The organism is uncultured Desulfovibrio sp. (assembly GCF_944324505.1).
GTDB lineage: Bacteria > Desulfobacterota > Desulfovibrionia > Desulfovibrionales > Desulfovibrionaceae > Desulfovibrio.
Window position 1 is genome coordinate 216,960 of the sequence record NZ_CALUWO010000002.1, and the last position, 16,987, is coordinate 233,946.

The 16,987-nt window shown below is 65.4% G+C and carries 19 protein-coding genes; 5 read left to right on the top strand and 14 right to left on the bottom strand.

The features are described 5' to 3' along the window. Positions 1-21: 21 nt before the first annotated feature. From Q0J57_RS03620 to Q0J57_RS03630, 3 genes are all read right to left on the bottom strand, one after another. Complete coding sequence (locus Q0J57_RS03620) at positions 22-738, bottom strand: ribosome maturation factor RimP (RefSeq protein WP_297217175.1); 717 nt, start codon at positions 736-738, stop codon at positions 22-24. Positions 739-947: 209 nt separating this feature from the next. Next, positions 948-1,535 (bottom strand): flavin reductase family protein, encoded by a 588-nt coding sequence (locus Q0J57_RS03625; RefSeq protein ID WP_297217177.1) that lies wholly within the window; start codon positions 1,533-1,535, stop codon positions 948-950. Positions 1,536-1,570: 35 nt separating this feature from the next. Continuing rightward, a complete protein-coding gene (locus Q0J57_RS03630; RefSeq protein ID WP_297217179.1) occupies positions 1,571-2,884 on the bottom strand; it encodes an MFS transporter in 1,314 nt (437 codons plus the stop codon). A gap of 123 nt (positions 2,885-3,007) precedes the next feature. On the opposite strand from Q0J57_RS03630, the gene Q0J57_RS03635 reads away from it, so the two are divergent. From Q0J57_RS03635 to Q0J57_RS03645, 3 genes are all read left to right on the top strand, one after another. Beyond that, positions 3,008-3,727, top strand: a complete 720-nt coding sequence (locus tag Q0J57_RS03635; protein ID WP_297217181.1) for an AzlC family ABC transporter permease — start codon at positions 3,008-3,010, stop codon at positions 3,725-3,727. Next, positions 3,724-4,065, top strand: a complete 342-nt coding sequence (locus tag Q0J57_RS03640; protein ID WP_297217183.1) for an AzlD domain-containing protein — start codon at positions 3,724-3,726, stop codon at positions 4,063-4,065. The genes Q0J57_RS03635 and Q0J57_RS03640 overlap by 4 nt, the downstream gene beginning before the upstream one ends. Before the next feature lie 139 nt (positions 4,066-4,204). Then, a complete protein-coding gene (locus Q0J57_RS03645; RefSeq protein WP_297217185.1) occupies positions 4,205-4,450 on the top strand; it encodes a DUF4911 domain-containing protein in 246 nt (81 codons plus the stop codon). Positions 4,451-4,571: 121 nt separating this feature from the next. Here Q0J57_RS03645 and Q0J57_RS03650 read toward each other — a convergent pair whose 3' ends face one another. The 4 genes from Q0J57_RS03650 to Q0J57_RS03665 are packed head-to-tail and all read right to left on the bottom strand — an operon-like array spanning position 4,572 to position 8,644. After that, complete coding sequence (locus Q0J57_RS03650) at positions 4,572-5,387, bottom strand: histidinol-phosphatase (RefSeq protein WP_297217187.1); 816 nt, start codon at positions 5,385-5,387, stop codon at positions 4,572-4,574. A gap of 11 nt (positions 5,388-5,398) precedes the next feature. Then, complete coding sequence (locus tag Q0J57_RS03655) at positions 5,399-6,340, bottom strand: bifunctional riboflavin kinase/FAD synthetase (protein WP_297217189.1); 942 nt, start codon at positions 6,338-6,340, stop codon at positions 5,399-5,401. A 22-nt stretch (positions 6,341-6,362) separates the two neighbouring features. Beyond that, positions 6,363-6,881 carry a hypothetical protein gene (locus tag Q0J57_RS03660; RefSeq protein ID WP_297217191.1) on the bottom strand — a complete coding sequence of 173 codons (519 nt, stop codon included), beginning with the start codon at positions 6,879-6,881 and terminating at the stop codon, positions 6,363-6,365. Positions 6,882-6,886: 5 nt separating this feature from the next. Next, a complete protein-coding gene (locus tag Q0J57_RS03665) occupies positions 6,887-8,644 on the bottom strand; it encodes a DEAD/DEAH box helicase (protein ID WP_297217192.1) in 1,758 nt (585 codons plus the stop codon). A 294-nt stretch (positions 8,645-8,938) separates the two neighbouring features. Here Q0J57_RS03665 and hisI point away from each other — a divergent pair, with 294 nt between their 5' ends. Both hisI and hisG read left to right on the top strand, forming a co-directional pair. Beyond that, on the top strand, positions 8,939-9,325 hold the full coding sequence (hisI, locus tag Q0J57_RS03670) for a phosphoribosyl-AMP cyclohydrolase (RefSeq protein WP_297217194.1): 387 nt from the start codon (positions 8,939-8,941) through the stop codon (positions 9,323-9,325). Between the two features lie 65 nt (positions 9,326-9,390). Beyond that, entirely contained in the window at positions 9,391-10,284 is an 894-nt protein-coding gene (gene hisG, locus Q0J57_RS03675; RefSeq protein ID WP_297217196.1) for an ATP phosphoribosyltransferase, read from the top strand. Between the two features lie 176 nt (positions 10,285-10,460). On the opposite strand, the gene tsaB is transcribed toward hisG, so the two are convergent. The 7 genes from tsaB to pyrH form a co-directional block, all read right to left on the bottom strand. After that, complete coding sequence (tsaB, locus tag Q0J57_RS03680; protein ID WP_297217197.1) at positions 10,461-11,297, bottom strand: tRNA (adenosine(37)-N6)-threonylcarbamoyltransferase complex dimerization subunit type 1 TsaB; 837 nt, start codon at positions 11,295-11,297, stop codon at positions 10,461-10,463. Positions 11,298-11,301: 4 nt separating this feature from the next. Then, the gene (gene rseP / locus Q0J57_RS03685; RefSeq protein ID WP_297217198.1) at positions 11,302-12,411 is read right to left on the bottom strand and encodes an RIP metalloprotease RseP; all 1,110 of its coding nucleotides are present in this window, start codon (positions 12,409-12,411) and stop codon (positions 11,302-11,304) included. Next, positions 12,405-13,727, bottom strand: coding sequence for a 1-deoxy-D-xylulose-5-phosphate reductoisomerase (gene dxr, locus Q0J57_RS03690; protein ID WP_297217199.1), 1,323 nt, complete (start codon positions 13,725-13,727; stop codon positions 12,405-12,407). Before dxr ends, rseP begins: the two co-directional genes overlap by 7 nt. A gap of 175 nt (positions 13,728-13,902) precedes the next feature. After that, entirely contained in the window at positions 13,903-14,709 is an 807-nt protein-coding gene (locus Q0J57_RS03695) for a phosphatidate cytidylyltransferase (RefSeq protein WP_297217200.1), read from the bottom strand. Continuing rightward, the gene (gene uppS, locus Q0J57_RS03700; RefSeq protein ID WP_297217201.1) at positions 14,699-15,421 is read right to left on the bottom strand and encodes a polyprenyl diphosphate synthase; all 723 of its coding nucleotides are present in this window, start codon (positions 15,419-15,421) and stop codon (positions 14,699-14,701) included. The genes Q0J57_RS03695 and uppS overlap by 11 nt, the downstream gene beginning before the upstream one ends. A 69-nt stretch (positions 15,422-15,490) precedes the next feature. Further along, positions 15,491-16,051, bottom strand: coding sequence for a ribosome recycling factor (gene frr / locus Q0J57_RS03705; protein WP_297217204.1), 561 nt, complete (start codon positions 16,049-16,051; stop codon positions 15,491-15,493). Positions 16,052-16,194: 143 nt separating this feature from the next. After that, complete coding sequence (gene pyrH / locus Q0J57_RS03710) at positions 16,195-16,911, bottom strand: UMP kinase (RefSeq protein WP_297217206.1); 717 nt, start codon at positions 16,909-16,911, stop codon at positions 16,195-16,197. Between the last annotated feature and the right edge of the window lie 76 nt (positions 16,912-16,987).

The window sequence follows — 16,987 nt, forward strand, 5'->3', positions numbered from 1 at the left end:
CGTTGCCGGGTCTGTTACGCCTTACTGGATGGCCGATGCCACGTCATCGTCCAGGGCCTCGTTCTTGCGGGGGCGCCGGGGTCTGGCGGGCTTTTCGGCAGCCGGAGCGGCCGGCTTGCGCGGGGTCTGGCGGCCGGTCCTGCCGGGTTTTGCCGGGGTGCGGAAAATATGGACCCGCGCCACGCGCCGGGTGCGTTCCCACGGAATGCGCACGGCGGGCAGGGCCTCGGGCAGCACCTCGCCTTCCGGGGTCAGGCTGGCCGGCTCCAGCACAAAGGCTTCCCCCTCCACGGCCCGCAGCAGGCCCTTCCAGGTCCGCCGGGGCGCAGGGGCGCCTTCGGGCTGCCAGGCGGCGGTCATGCGGGCCTCGATCATGTCGCCCACGTAGGGCCGCATCTGCTCCGTCCGGAAGAACAGCCGGTTGAAACCGGGGGTGGACACTTCCAGCACATAGGCCTGAGGCACCACATCCTCCACCTCCAGCGCCAGGCCCAGGTGGCGGGAAATTTCCTCGCACTGTTCAATGCTGGCCGACAGCGGCGCAGCGGAGACATCCGCTTCCGCGTCCTGCCCGGCCACATGGTGGGGATTGCGACCGTCGGACGGCACATCCACAAAAAGGCGGACGATCATGCGCCCGCCCTGCACGACTTCCACGCCCCAGATCACAAGCCCCAGGGAGCGCACCACAGGTGCCGCAAGCCGGACAACGGCTTCCGTAACAGGATTCTGGCTCATGGCGGACCTCGCTTCGGGACTTTCGCCGGGATAAAAAAAAGGGGGCCTTTTCAGGCCACCCCGTGAATTCAGGATGTCATCGCCAAGGATCCAGCGATGCTGATTTCGATGTTTGTATCCCTTTCAGAAAATACTGTCAAGGGTTTTTTCCGCTGCCGGAGGCACGTCCCCAACGGGACGCAGCCGGTGCTGCCGGCCGCGGTCCCGGCTTAGTTTTTATCCTTGTCGTCCAGATAGATGCGGCCTGCGGCATAGGCCTGCGCCACCTCCCGGCCCAGACCGTAATATCGCCGGCTGGCGCCGTCATAGACCAGGGGGTCCACCCTGGAAATATCCGGCTGGTCGCCGTCCATGCAGGATTCCAGCGCGCTCACGTCAAGAATCTTGCCCACCATCTGCGTATGGCTGCCCAGGTCAAGGGTCTGGATCAGCTCGCATTCCAGCACCAGCGGGCACTGGGCCACATAAGGCGCATCCACCAGCGTGCTGCGCACGGCCGTCAGGCCCGTGACCGCAAATTTGTCCATGACCGCACCGCTGACCATGCCGGCCAGGTCGGTCTGCGCCACCAGCGCGGTGGAGGGCACGTTCACGGTAAAGGCCCGGCGTTCCAGAATGGCCTTGTGCGTCCAGCGTTCGTGCCGCACGGAAACGGCCATGCAGGGCGGGGTGGAACAACATATGCCGCCCCAGGCGGCCGTCATGATGTTGGCCCGGCCTTCGGCATCATAGGAGCCGATGAGCAGAGCAGGCATGGGATAGGTCAAGGTACGGGGACCAAAATGATGACGCTGCATGATATTCCTCCCGAAATGTGGTTTTTTCTGTGCTATCAGTCAGGCCGGGCACTGTCCAGCGGCCTTGCCGCCGCCTCTCCCGAAGGATTGCCACCCCCCTGCCGGGCCAGGGCACGCCGCAGGGCAGGCAGGCGGCGCAGCCCTCGCAGCAGGCAGAGCAGGGCCACGCAGGGCGCGGCCGCCAGTGCCAGAAAGGCCGCGCTGTAGCCCGCATACTGGGCAAAGAGGCCGCCCCAGGTGGTGCTGAATGCCGCGCCTATGCCCTGCATGGTCATGACCATGCCCAGCCCCAAGTTCACGTGCCCGCTGCCGCGCAGCAGCACGGCCACCACGCCGGGCGTCACCACGCCCAGCACACCGGCGCCCATGCCGTCCAGCAGCTGGACGGGCACAATGCTCCACGGGCTGTGCCAGAAACCCGCAATGCAGCCCCGCACGGGCAGGACCAGCAGGGCGCAGAACAGGGCCGGGCCATAACCGCGCCGGGCAGCCAGCCGGGCCGTCCAGAGGGCGGCCCCCACCATGACAAGCTGGGCCAGCACCACCGTGCAGGCCGTATAGACAGCGGGATTCACGTCAAAACGGGCCACGGCGGACTGCCCCAGCAGGGGCAGCATGGCCGCATTGCCCAGATGAAAAAACAGCAGAATAAGGCCCACGCAGAACAAGGCCCGGTTGCCCAGCAGCAGCCTGAAGGACGAGGCCAGGCACCCTTCCGTGCGGACCTCGTGGGCGGCATGGCCCTGCGGCTCCGCTTCCAGCCCGCGGGCCACATTGTGATCAATGCAGGCCGGGTCCATGCCCCGCACGGCCAGCAGGGCCAGCACGCCCATGCCGGCCATGACCAGAAACACCCCGGCCAGTCCGCAGAACCAGCCTACCAGGCCGCCCAGCACGGCGCTGGTGGCATTGCCGGCATGGTTCCAGGCCTCGTTGCGTCCCAGGCGGGCCGGCAGCCCGGCCTGGCCCACCATGCCCAGGGTCAGCCCGCTGAGCAGGGGGGCCACCGCGGCGCCCATGACGCCCTGCCCCAGCTGGCTCATGCCCACCAGCCACGGCACCGGATGCAGAAACACGCTGCCGGCCGCCAGCACAAGGCCCAGCACCACCACGGCCATGCACAGCCGCTTGTGCCGTGTGGCATCGGTCAGGGCGCCCAGCAGGGGCGCGGACCCCACGGCCACCAGACCGCCCAGGGTCATGGCATAGCCGATGGCATCGGGCGTCCAGCCGCACTGTTGCAGATACACCCCCAGAAACGGCCCCAGGCCGTCCCGCACATCGGCCAGCGCAAAACAGAGCAGGGACAGGCTGACGAGAGAACGCTCCCTGGCTGCTGTCATGATCATGTCTTTCTCCTTTCCGGTGACGACGGCAGAGATTCCCCGCGCCGGAGCCTTGCCAGACCGTTTCTATCGCGCTAACCTCCCGCCCTGCATTCCGGGCAGCCAGACTGCCCCTGTGGAGGAATCATGCCGTCTTCATCGCCCCTTGCGGCGGGCATCCGCCGTGCCCTGCCCATCGTTCTCGGTTACGTGCCCGTAGGTTTCGCCTTTGGCGTGCTGGCCGTCAAGAACAACATTCCGCCCTCGCTGGCGGTGCTCATGTCCGTGCTGCACTTTGCCGGTTCCGGCCAGTTTGTGACAGCGGGACTGTGGGGGGCGGGAGCCGGTGCCCTGTCCATTATCGTGGCCGTCTTTGTGGTCAATCTGCGGCATCTGCTCATGTCCGCGGCGCTGGCGCCCTATCTGGCACCCCTGCGGCGCTGGCAGCGCTTTCTCTTTGGCTGCGAACTGACGGACGAAACCTTCGGCGTGCACATCGGCGCCTTTCAGAAAGGCTGGCAGCTTTCGGCGGTTACCCTGTTTTCCTGCAATATCACGGCGCACAGTGCCTGGGTGGGCGGGACGGCCCTGGGGGTCTTCTGTGGTGAACTGGTGACCGATGTCCGGCCGCTGGGCCTGGACTATGCCCTAACCGCCATGTTTCTGGCCCTGCTGGTGCCGCAGTGTACCAGCCGTCTGCACGTGGTCACGGCCCTGCTGGCGGGCATCCTGTCGCTGGGCCTCAAGGTGGCCGGTGTGGGCCAGTGGAATGTGGTCATTGCCACGGTGCTGGCCGCCTGTGCCGGCACCTGGCTGCTCACACGCCGCCAGACGGTCCGGGAGGCCGCCACGGAGGAAGAGGCATGAACTGGCTCACCCAGAACGCCGAACTGCTCTGGTGCATCGCGGGCTGCATGCTGGTCACGCTCATTCCCCGCATTGTGCCGGTCATGTTTCTGAAAACCGAAAAGCTGCCCCCCCTGCTGCGGCACTGGCTGTCCTTTGTGCCGGTTTCGGTCATGGCCGCCCTGCTGTCTGCGCAGATATTCTTTTATGAGGACAGGTTCAATCCCGGTCCGTCCAATCTCTACCTGGTGGCGGCCATTCCTTCCCTGCTGGTGGCCTGGAAGACCAGGAGCTTCTTCGGCACCATTCTCTTTGCCATGCTCTTTGTGGCGGGCATGCGCTATTTCGGCTGGTACTGAGATGAGCGACGGCCCGTCCCTTCCGTCCTGCCCGATTCCCGCCGGCCACACAGACCGCCCGCAGCGTCCCCCGGCTCTGCGGCAGCGGCGCAGCGCGGCCCCTGCCCTGCCCCCGGCGCGGCACACGGACTGCCTGTACGTGCGCCTGCCCGCCTGCCATACGGCCCTGTTCCGCTTTTTGCTGGAAGCCCGGGAAAACCTGGCCTACTTCACGGTGCTGGACAGACGGGAGGCCCTGCTCAAGGTCGTCTTTTCCCCGCACATGCGTCCCATGGTGCTGCTGGCCCTGGAGGACATGCAGCGCAGCCTTCCGCTGGAAATCCTGCACCTGCCCGCTGCGGCCGGGAAGGACGCTGCCGGGGACGATACCGGCATGCCACGCTGACCGCAACCCTCGCAGCCATAAGCCACGCAAAACGGCCGCCCCCCAGACGGGGAACGGCCGTATGTGTTCCGTGTGGCATGCCTGCCAGGCTCCGGGGCCTGACGGTACGGCGAATTACGCCCTAGAACGGCAGCATGGTCCGCTGGCCGCCGATGAAAATGGCACTTTCCCGATAGCCGTAGCTGCGGGCGTAGCGGGCCAGCTCGTCAAAGGCATAGGCCACCTCCTGGGGACGGTGGGCATCGGATGCCAGCGAGATGAGGACACCCTCCCGTGCGGCCATGTCCATGATCATGGGACCCGGATAGGGTTCACAAAATTTCTGCCGCAGGCCGGCGGAAGAGACTTCCATGACCACACCGCACTGACGCAGGACCGCCAGGGTCTCGCCGATGACCTCCCGGCTGCCGGGCTGCCACAACCAGTAATTGAACAGGTCAAAACAATGCAGCTTGATGAAGTCAGGATGCGAGGCGATGTGCACCAGCCCTGAACGGGCCATATGGGCCATGACCCGGTAATAATACGTAAAACGGGCAAAGGCTTCTTCCTCGGAGCAGTTCCAGTTGGCATTGTAGCCCACGGACATCTCGTCCAGATAGTGCAGCGAACCGATGACGTAATCAAAGGGATGAGCCGCCAGCAGCTGCCGCATATAGGGCATATTGGAGGGAATCCAGTCCAATTCCGTCCCCAGCAGCACCTGCGGACCGGTCGTCTCCCGCTGCTTCAGCGCCAGCACCTCCTGGCAGTAGCCGGGAAAGCTGGCGGCAAAGTCCTCGCGGTACAGGCGGCAGAAAAAGCCCTCCGGCAGCGGGGAATGCTCGGAAAAGCCCACATAGTCCAGCCCGGTCTGGCAGGCTGCCTGATACATTTCCTCCACCGTGGCCTGCCCGTGGGAAATGCAGGTGTGCATATGGATGTCGGCGCGAATCATGCGACCTCCCATCAGTTTGCAGGGGCAACGCCGCGGCGCACCGCCCAGTCCAGAATGACGCGGGCACGGGACACATCCAGACTGATCTGGCGGGTCAGGTCCTCCACGGAGGCAAAGCGGCGCTCATCGCGCAGGCGTTCCACAAAATCCAGACGCAGGGTGCGGCCGTACAGGTCGGCATGCGCGTCCAGCAGAAAACTTTCAATACTCATGCTGGTACCGTCAAAGGTGGGCTTGCGGCCGATATTGGTCACGGCCGGCCACACCCGCTGGCCATCTTCCGGCCTGGCCAGGGTGGCATACACCCCCGGCGCCGGCACCAGCGTATCCGGCAGGCCCATATTGGCCGTGGGAAAGCCCAGGCCAGTCCCGCGGCCGTCGCCGTGAATGACCGGACCGCGGCAGCTGTGCCAGCAGCCCAGCAGGCGCGCCGCGGCGGCCACATTGCCTTCGGCCACGCAGCGCCGGATGCGGGACGAGCTGATGATGTCGCCATCCAGCATCACCGGGTCCAGCTGCTCCACGCCAAAGCTGTACCGCCGCCCCAGCTGGCGCAGGACATCGGGGTCTCCGCTGCGACCGCGCCCCAGGGAAAAATCATGCCCGATGACCAGCGCCCGCAGGTGCAGCGGCATGAGCTGCTGCCGCACAAAGTCCTCCGGGGCGGTGCAGGCCAGGTCCGGCGTGAATTCCAGCTCCAGCACCTCATCCACCCCCAGCGCCAGGATGCGGCGCCGGCGCTCCGTGCGATCCGTCAGAGGGGGCGGGGCCTGTCCGCTGCCCAGCACGGCACGGGGATGGGGCCAGAACGTCAGGACGCAGCAGCGCAGTCCGGCCCCCCGGCACACTTCCACCGTGCGCCCGATGAGGGCCTGATGCCCCCGGTGCACGCCGTCGAAATTGCCGATGGTCAGGCCCGACTCCCTGCGGGATGACGAAGAACGCGGATCCATGTGCATGAGTTACCTGCGGGTTTCAGATGAGACGTCGAAATATTTCGGTATACAGCTTGCGAATGTGCAGGACGAGACGCAGAATCATGCTCCGCTCCGCCCTGTCATCCAGGGAAAAAAAAGACGCAAGATGCCGGGCCACTTCCGTAAAGTCGCTTTCGCCGCGGATGCGCAGCATGTCCCAGTAGGGCACGGCCCTGTCCAGGGCTGCCGCCGACGCCTTGTCCGGGTGCTGCTGGCGGTAACGCAGGCTGAAGGCTTCCAGCATGCTGTCGGCATCGCCGGGAAAGGAGCGCTGCAAGGCCAGACGCCAGAGGCCCACATACAGCCCCCGGCATTCCGCCAGCATCTGCCGCCGCCGGAGCACATGCAGCCGGCCCAGGCCCATGATGCGAAAGGTGGCCTCGAAATCGGCATCATCCAGCAGCACCGCAAAATTGTCCAGGGCTTCCTGCACAAGGGCGGCCTGCCCTCCCGGTGCGCTGTGCTGCGGCACGGGCATGGCCGCGGCCTCCGGCGCCCCGCCGGCTGTTTCGGGCATGGCGGCTAGTCCTCTTCCGGCACTGCCGCCGGTGCGGCAGCCTCCGTGTCCTGCCGGCCGCGCCCGCGACGCCGGCGTCCCGAACGCCGCCGCCGGGAACCCTCATGGCCCGCTGTTGCCGTCGATGCCGGCGTCTCCTGCCCGTCCGGGACCGCTGCCTCAGGGGCGGAAGCCGCAGCCTCGTCCCCGCTCTGTACTGCCGGCGCGCCTTCCCGGTTTTCGCTCTTGCGTTCCGAACGACGCCGGCGGGAACGTGACGACCGGCCACCCTCTTCCCGCGAGCCGCTCCTTCTGTCACCGGCAGGCGCCTGGGGCCGTCCTTCGGGGAAACGGCTTTCGCGCAGGATTTCCTGATGACAGGCATCCAGCAGCATGGCCAGCATACGCTCGCCGTCCCCCTCTTCCTGGCGGCACAGATCGCGCACCAGCGGCAGATAGCGGGCCACGCGCTCGCGCTCCAGACCGGTGAGCTTGCGGAAACGCGCCTCCAGCACCGTGAGCAGACGGGCGCCGGCCACGGCCGCCACATCCTCGTCAGTGGGCGCCGGAATCTCGGTAATGGCAATATGATAGTGCCGGGCAATGCGCTCCAGCTCCATGCGCTGCATGACATCCACCAGCGAGATCACCGTACCCGCCGCTCCCGCGCGGCCGGTACGGCCGGCACGATGGATGTAGCTTTCGTGATCTTCCGGGGGTTCATACAGAAACACATGGGACAGCGCCGGAATATCGATGCCGCGCGCGGCCACGTCCGTGGCCACCAGATACTGGAGAGCGCCCCGGCGGATCTTGTCCAGCACGGCCTCGCGGCGGTTCTGGGAGAGGTCCGCCGACAGTTCCTCCGCATTGTAGCCAAAGCCCTGCAGGACGCTGGTCACATAGTGCACATTGGCCTTGGTATTGCAAAAAATAATGGCCGATGCCGGATTTTCCGTCTCCAGCAGGCGCACCAGCACGCGGTCCTTGTCCATGGGGCGGCAGGCGCAGAACAGATGCTGCACCTCGGCCACATGCACCGTCCGGCAGGACAGGGAAAGCATGGAGGGGTCTTCCATGAATTCCCCGGCCAGGCGCAGCACGTGCGGCGGATAGGTGGCCGAAAACATGCAGGTGTGCACCCGCCGGCGCGGCAGATAGCGCTGCACTTCCTTCATGTCGGGGTAGAAGCCGATGGACAGCATGCGGTCAGCCTCGTCAAAGACCAGCAGGCGCAGGCTGTCCAGCGAAAGGGTGTGGCGCAGCAGGTGGTCCAGCACGCGGCCCGGCGTGCCCACGATGAGCTGGGCGCCGTCGCGCAGGGCGTCCATCTGCTTGCCGTAGCCCACCCCACCATAGACGGCCACATGGCGGATGCCCGTTCCGTCAAAAATGATGCCGGCCTCGTGCTCCACCTGCACGGCCAGTTCCCGTGTGGGCACCAGCACCAGGGCCTGCGGCCGCTGCTCGGCCGGGTCCAGTTCGGGCAGCATGGGCAGCAGATAGGCCCCGGTCTTGCCGCTGCCCGTGCGCGACTGCACCATGATGTCGCGGCGGGCCATGAGATAGGGCAGCGCCAGGGACTGCACCGGCATGAGCCGGGTCCAGCCGGCCCGTGCGCAGGCCTGGCGCATGGCGTCGGGCAGCGCTTCCAGGGTTACGGCGGGCAGGGCGTTTTCCGGCTCTTCCACCGCAAGCGTTTCTCCGGATTCATCGCCGGTCACAGGGGAACAGCTCCCTTCGTCAGCGGGGGCAGCGGATTCTTTTTCAAGCTCTTGGGACATAGTCTTCTCGATGGGCAACACAGTTATGTATTTTATATCACAACGCATCAGCATAGCCCATTTCATGGCATCCCGCAAGGAAGCCGCCGCGGGTGCTCCCGCCCGCCGCGCGGCAGGGCATGGCGGAACGGCCTCCCCTGTCACACAAAAAGCCCGCAGAGAAAACCCTCCTGTCACAGAGAGACCTTGCGTCCGCTGCCGATTGCGGCTAGCGTACATCTGTTCCGCTTCTGCCTGCCATGGCGGAAGGAACGCCTGCCGTTGCGGCGGCAAACGGAAAAAGAAGGAGTTTTCATGGACACGCCCGTCGATTTCGCCCCGGATTTCAGCAAGGGCCTTCTGCCTGCCGTGGCACAGGATGTGACCACCGGCGAAGTGCTCATGCTGGCCTACATGAACGAAGAAGCCTGGCAGCGCACGCTGGCCACCGGCGAGGCCCACTACTGGAGCCGCAGCCGCGGCGAGCTGTGGCACAAGGGCGGCACGTCGGGCCATGTGCAGAAGGTTCACGCCATCCTGCTGGACTGTGACAGCGACGCCATTGTGCTGCGCATCGAACAGATCGGCGGCGCGGCCTGCCATACCGGCCGGCGCTCCTGCTTCTACCGGCAGTGGGAAAAGGGACAGGTGCGCTACTGTTCGCCCATGGTTTTTGATCCCCGCACGGTTTACGGCCGCTAACCGACACGACGCGCCCTGGCGGGCGCTCTTTTTTGAACAACAGGGCCACAGGCCCGGAGCATGCAATGAACCCACATTCCAATGCCATCATCAAGCTGGGCGTGCCCAAAGGCTCGCTGGAAGAAGCCACCATCAATCTTTTTGAACGCGCGGGCTGGAAAATCCGCAAGCATACCCGCAACTACTTTCCCGACATCAACGACCCCGAAATCACGGCCTCGCTCTGCCGTGTGCAGGAAATCGGCGGCTACATTGCCGCCGGCATTCTGGATGTGGGCATTGTGGGCCTGGACTGGCTGCATGAATGCGGACATGACAAGGACGTGGAAATCATCTCCAAGCTCACCTATTCCAAGACGTCCAACCGCCCCTGCCGCTGGGTGCTGGCCGTGGCCGGCGATTCCCCCTATCAGACGCCGCAGGACCTCAAGGGCAAGCGCATTGCCACGGAATTGCAGGGCCTGACCCACAAGTACTTTGACAAGCTGGGCGTTGACGTTGACATCTTCTATTCCTGGGGCGCCACCGAAGCCAAGGTGGTGGAAGGGCTGGCGGACGGCATCGTGGAAGTGACCGAAACCGGCACGACCATCCGCGCCCACGGCCTGCGCATCATCGATGAGGTCATGTGCTCCTACCCGGTGCTCATTGCCAACAAGGACGCCTGGGCGGACCCGCGCAAGCGCACCAAGATCGAGCAGCTGGACCTGCTGCTGCAGGGCGCCCTGCGGGCCGAAAACCTGGTGGCGCTCAAGATGAACGCCCCTGCGGCCAATCTGGAAGCCATTCTCGAAATGCTGCCCGCCCTCAATTCTCCCACGGTTTCGCCCCTGCGCGATGACAAGTGGCTTTCGGTGGAAACGGTTATCCACATTGACGTGGTACGCGACCTCATTCCCCGCCTGCGCAGCGCCGGCGCCGAAGGCATCATCGAATATTCCCTGAACAAGGTCATCTGATCCGCACCACGCGTACGCCGCGCCCGCTCCATGGCGAACGCACAACGGCGGCCCTTCCTCTGCGGGAAGGACCGCCGTTTTTTTTTCATACGTCGTGACAGCGCAACGGCCCGCATGACGCAGCACGTGCGGCGGACCGGCTGCCGTGCCGTCCGGCTGGTCGGGCGGGGCTGCCCTCAGCACTGGCTGTGCGGCGCCGCATGCAGCAGGCTTTCCAGCCGGGCCAGAGAGGCATCGCCATCCAGTCCCTGCCGTCGGGCCAGTTCCGGAAGATTTTCCACCGCATCACAAGGCCGCACATAGAGCGGCTCCACATCGCGGGCAAAATAGTCCCCGTGCCGGGCCAGCAGGCGCAGGGCATCCAGCGACGGCGTCACCAGGCGGGGCATGGCATCCAGATCGCGCCGTTCGTCCAGAGGGGCAAAAAGACGTACATTGCGGTGCAGGGCACTGCCGCAGAGCAGCGGCACCCCGGCCCGGCAGGCGGCGGGTTCCCGTGCGGCGCGATCGGCCACGGCCGCTTCCACGGCCTTCAGGGCCTCCTGCGGCGGCATCAACTGCACCGGGGCCGTGGCATAGGCCGGAATGACCGGTCCGTAGGCCATGAAGGGCTGATAGTGCACCAGATTGCGGCGGGCATGGGTCAGCACGTGAACCTGCCCGCCCCAGAGCATGCCGCGGGCCATGACGGCCGAAGTGGCCAGGGCCTGCATGTAGTCCAGCGCGGCCAGCCGCGCCCCCGTGACCCGGCGCAGGGCCGCCGCCGTGGTCAGCACCAGACGGATGCCCGTAAAGGACCCCGGGCCGCGCACGCAGGCAATACGCCGCACATCCATGAGGGAAATGCCCAGGCGGGCGCACAGTTCCTGTAGTGCCGGCGCCAGGATTTCCGTGGCCCTGTCGGCCCGGTGCCATTCCTGGGCGCAGAGCAGGTCGCCGTTTTCCGTCAGCAGTATCTGCAACGGCCCTTCGGCCGCATTGAGCACAAGCTCCAGACCGGTGGAAAGCGCCATGATGCTACCCTGTCACAATGCGGGCCACATCATTGAAGGTGGCCAGCAGCATGAGGGACAACAGCAGCGCCAGCCCCACGCGCATGCCCCAGTCCTGCACCTTTTCCGGCACAGGACGACGAAAGACCATTTCAACAAGGCAGAACAGGGCCGTTCCACCATCCAGCACCGGAACGGGCAGCAGGTTGAGGATGGCCAGGTTGATGCTGATGAGCGCCGCCAGTCCCAGCACGCCGGCCAGACCATGCTGGGCCTGCTCGCCCACCATCTGGGCAATCATGATGGGTCCCCCCACCTGATCCAGGGGCACCACGCGCTGCACCAGCTTGAGGAAACTTTCGGCCGTCAGCTCCACCATGCCCCAGGCATGCTGTGCCCCGGCCACGGCAGCGTCCCAGAAGCCCAGTTCGCGGTAGCTCATGGCGCCGCTCACCGTGATGCCGATGAGCCAGGCCTCCTCGTCCTCCCCGAAGATGGTCTTGCGGGTGGCCCGCTTGGGCGTCATGGAAAGTTGCAGCTCCTGCCCCACCTCCCGGAGCGAGCTGCCGTCCTCCGGCGCGGGCGCGGGCCGCAGGATGGTAAGGATCAGGGGGCGTCCGTTGCTGGCGCCGATGGCCTCGGCCATGCTCTGCCAGTCAGGGGTTTCCTGCCCGTCCACCCGCAGAATGGTATCGCCCTTCTGCAGGCCGGCCATGGCCGCCGGGCTTTCGGGCATGACCTTGCCCACCTGCGGCAGCAGGATGGCCTGCCCCCAGCCGAAGCCCAGCACCCAGCAGAGCAACCAGGCCAGCAGCACATTGGCCAGCGGACCGGCCAGCACCACCAGCAGACGCTGCCAGGCCGGCCGCAGGGAAAAACTTTCCTCGCGGGTGAAGCCTGCGGGCAGGTCGCTTTCGCGGCTTTCGCCCACCAGGGCCACGTAGCCGCCCAGGGGCACCAGCGACAGGGCATACTCCGTCTTGCCCTTTTTGACCTTCAGCAGTTTGGGGCCAAAGCCCAGGGAAAAGGTGGTCACCCCCATGCCCAGGGCGCGGGCAACGCAGAAGTGACCCAGTTCATGAAAGAAGATGAGACCGCCCAGCACAAGTACGGCGGCAACAATGGTCGTCAGCATGCAGAGGCTCCGTCACGCGCCAGATCATAGACCAGGGCGCGGCTTTGTTGGTCGAGGCGTTCCATACGCTCCACTACGGTAGCCACTTCCTGCCGCAAGGCAAGGGTATCCCCTGCCGGACTGCGCAGCGGTTCGCAGAACACGTCGGCATCCGGCCTGGTCCGGGCATGGGCATCCATGGCCGCCTCAATGAAGCGGTACATGTCAGGGAAGGAACAGCGCCTGTTGAGGAACAGGTCCACCGCCGCCTCATTGGCCGCATTCATGACCACGCACTGCCCGCCCCGTTCCCGCAGGGCACGGCGGGCAAAGTTCAGGGCCGGGAAGCGCTGCGTGTCCGGCTGGCGGAATTCCAGCGCCGGCGCATGGGCCAGGTCCAGGGGAGATACGCCACAGTCCAGCGTATGCGGCCACAGCAGGCAGTGCCCCAGGGGCAGGCGCATGTCTGCCGTGCCCATCTGGGCCAGCAGGCTGCCGTCGCGCAGCTGCACCATGGAATGCACCAGCGACTGCGGATGCACCAGCACCTCGATGCGCTCGCTGGGAACCCCGTAGAGATGATAGGCCTCCACCACTTCCAGGGCCTTGTTCATCATGCTGGCGGAATCAATGCTGATCTTGGCGCCCATGACCCAGTTGGGATGCTTCAGGGCCTGCTCGCGCGTGACGCCGGCCAGCTGCTCGGCAGGCATGTCCCGGAAGGGGCCGCCCGACGCCGTGAGCACCAGGCGGGCCACATCCTGCCCCCGTGCCGCCAGGCACTGGAAGATGGCATTGTGCTCCGAATCCACGGGCAGGATGGCAGCGCCCGTGCGGGCGCAGACCTGCCGGAGCAGATTGCCGGCCAGCACCAGGGATTCCTTGTTGGCCAGGCAGATGACCTTGCCCGACAGGGCAGCCGCCAGCGTGCCCCGCAGCCCGGCAGCACCCACCTGGGCGGAAAGCACGGTATCGGCCTCGGGCAGGGAGGCCACGGCGGCATAGCCGTCGGGTCCCACGAGAATATGCGGCCGGTAGTCGGCGGGCAGCAGGGCGCGCAGGTCATAGGCCGATTCCTCGTCCAGCACGGCCAGCACACGCGGCCGGTAGCGCATGGCCTGCCGGGACAGCATGTCCACGTTACGGGCGCAGGACAGGCCCGCAATGCGGAAGCGCCCGGGCTGGCTGTCCACCACGCCAAGGGCATTGCGGCCGATGGAGCCGGTGGATCCCAGAATGACCAGTTCATGCCGTTGCAGCCCCTGCCAGTCCAGAGAAGGCGGGGCCGATATGTAGTTGATTGCCGGGCCTTCCCGACCCGGCCAGCAGTTGGACATAGCACATACCTTGCCGCGTGACACGCGGCCATCAGATGTTGGGGAACAGCAATGCCGCGTGGGGGAAGGCGGCATGCGGACATACCCCCCTCCCCCACGCGGACGTTCCCGGATGTCTAGCCGGGCAGAAGCACTCCGGCGGCAGCGGGGCAGACGGCGCCGCTGCCAATACCGGCTAGAAGAAAAAGAACCACTGGTCCACCACGGCGAACATGGGCATGGCAAAGAGGATGCTGTCCGCCCGGTCCAGGATGCCGCCGTGTCCGGGCAGCAGATTGCCCGAATCCTTGACGTTCACCGAGCGCTTGAGCGCCGATTCGAACAGGTCCCCTACCTGGGCAAAGGCATTGATGGCCACCCCCAGCAGGGCAAAGGCAAACCAGTTGACCTTGCCGAAGACGGCGCCGTAAATGATGCAGAACAGCACACAGGCCACCAGACTGCCCACGGCGCCTTCGGAACTCTTGTTGGGGCTGACCCTGGGCCAGAGCTTGTGATGCCCGAAGCGCGTGCCCACAAAATAGGCCGCCGTATCGGAAATGGAAACAGCCGCCAGCACAAAGATGAGCTTTACCGTGGACAGATAGGTGGCCGGCAGCAGCAGCAGCGGCACATAGGCCAGCCCCGCCATGAAGATGCCGCTGGCGGAAAAGGCGTCTTCCTCGATGACATCCCAGCGGAACAGAAAGCTCATGGCCGCCAGCACAAAGCCGGCCCCCAGGCAGACCAGGGCATCCTGCGGGCGGTGCATCCAGCTCAGCACCAGCATGCCCCAGCCCAGGACTATGGCGCAGATGCGGCTGGGGATGCGCCCGGACTTGCCCCAGAACAGGGAAAAGAATTCCCAGAGGCCCAGCGCCGCCACCAGCAGAATCACCGCCAGCAGCGGCCAGCCGCGCACGGCCAGTACCAGAAGAATGAGGGCGCCCAGCGCCACACCGGTAAGGGTGCGGCGGATATCGGTTGCATGATCAACAGCCATTGACTTGCTCCTGCGTTTGGCCGAAACGACGGGATCGTCCGGCATAGGCCCGCAGCGCCTCATGCAGCGCATCCACGCCGAAGTCCGGCCATGCCACGGGGGTAAAATAAAATTCGCTGTAGGCGCACTGATAGAGCAGATAGTTGCTCAGGCGCAGTTCGCCGCTGGTGCGCACCAGAAGATCAGGGTCCGGCTGCCCCTGGGTATAGAGGAAGTCGGCAAAGCGCGCTTCGGTGTACTGTTCGGGGGGCAGGCCGGCCTCGGCCATGCGCCGGGCGGCCCGCACGATTTCCTCGCGGCCGCCGTAGTTGAGCGCCAGGTTGAGCGTCATGTCCCGGCCCTGCGCCGTGCGCTTCATGGCGTGCTTCAGGGCCGTGCGCTGGGCCAGCGGCAGCCCTTCCACGTCGCCCAGTACCATGAGGCGTATGCCCTCGCGCTCCATGCGCGCCACTTCCGTACCCAGAAAGTCCAGCAGCAGGCTGAACAGCGCAGCCACCTCGGCGGGGGGGCGCTTCCAGTTTTCGCTGGAAAAGGCGTACAGCGTCAGATACGGAATGCCCAGACGCCGGCATTCGGTCACAATCACGCGGACATTGTCCGCGCCGGCCCGGTGCCCGTCCACGCGCTTCAGCCCGCGGGCCTGCGCCCAGCGGCCGTTGCCGTCCATGATGATGGCCAGATGGCGGGGAAGAAAAGGAAATTGCTGTTCCATGGCATGTAGATGCGTGCCCGCCGCCGGCACCATGCAGGGCACCGGCGGCGGGCACAGCGGCAAGGCCGCCTAGATATCCATGATTTCCTTTTCCTTGGCCGCGCACTTCTTGTCCACGTCACCCACAAACTTGTCGGTGAGCTTCTGCACGTCGGCCTCGGCCTTCTTCTGCTCGTCTTCGGTGATGCTCTTGTCCTTTTCCAGCTTTTTCAGCGTATCATTGGCATCACGGCGCACATTGCGCACGGCCACCTTGGCTTCCTCGCCGTATTTGCGGGCCACCTTGACCAGGTCCTTGCGGCGTTCCTCGGTGAGCGGGGGAATGCTGATGCGGATGATCTTGCCGTCATTGACCGGGGTCAGCCCCAGGTCGGACTTGAGGATGGCCTTTTCCACCACGCCGATGCCGCCCTTGTCCCAGGGCTGGATGGTGATGGTGCGGCTGTCCGGCACGGCCACGGACGCCATCTGCGAAATGGGCGTGGGGGTGCCGTAGTAATCGGCCTTGATGCCGTCCACCAGCGCGGTGGAGGCGCGGCCGGTGCGCAGCTTGGCAAATTCACGCTCCAGCGCAACCAGCGCCTTTTCCATGCGGTCTTCCGTATCGAGAAGAAGGGTATCAATATCCATTCCGTTTCTCCTGAAGTATGCAACAAATGCTCATGGCGCCATCACCCGGAAACGGGCAGCGCATGGCGCCCTTTTCGCACGGGATGACAGCGGTTTTCCTGCCTGCGGGGCGCCCTCACAGCGCCGAAAGAGGCCGGAGCGCCTCAGCAGTCGTGCACAATGGTGCCCACCGGCTCGCCCAGCACGGCCCGGCGGATGTCCCCGCCGAACATGCGGCACACAATAATGGGCACATTGTTGTCACGCACCAGCGCAAAGGCCGCCGCATCCATGACGCCCAGATGCCGGGACAGGGTCTCGTCATAACTGATGCTGTCAAACTTGACCGCATCCTGATGCTTGGTGGGGTCCTTGTCATAGATGCCGTCCACCTTGGTGGCCTTGATGATGGCATCGCATTTCAGCTCCATGCCGCGCAGGGCCGCCGTGGTGTCCGTGGTGAAATAGGGATTGCCCGTGCCAGCGGCACAGATGACCACCCGCCCCTTTTCCAGATGCCGCAGGGCACGGCGCCGGACAAAGGGTTCGCAGACCTCCTGCATATTGATGGCCGACAGCACGCGGGTGGGATAGCCCTGCTTTTCCAGCATGTCCTGCACGGCCAGGGCATTGAGCACCGTGGCCAGCATGCCCATGTAATCGGCCGAAGAGCGTTCCATGCCCTTGGCGGAGCCGGACAGCCCGCGGAAGATATTGCCGCCGCCGATGACCAGCGCCAGCTCCACGCCCATTTCCAGAAGGGTTCCGATTTCCTTGCAGATGGCTGACACGGTATCAGGGTCAATACCGGTCTTCTGCTCGCCGGCAAGGGCTTCGCCGCTGAGCTTGAGCAGGACCCGCTTGTACTTGAGAGTCGACATGATGCCACCTTTGTTGAGGTTTTGCGCTTTCGGGCAAGGCGTTGACAGCATAGCAGAATCGCCGCGTATCTCAAAG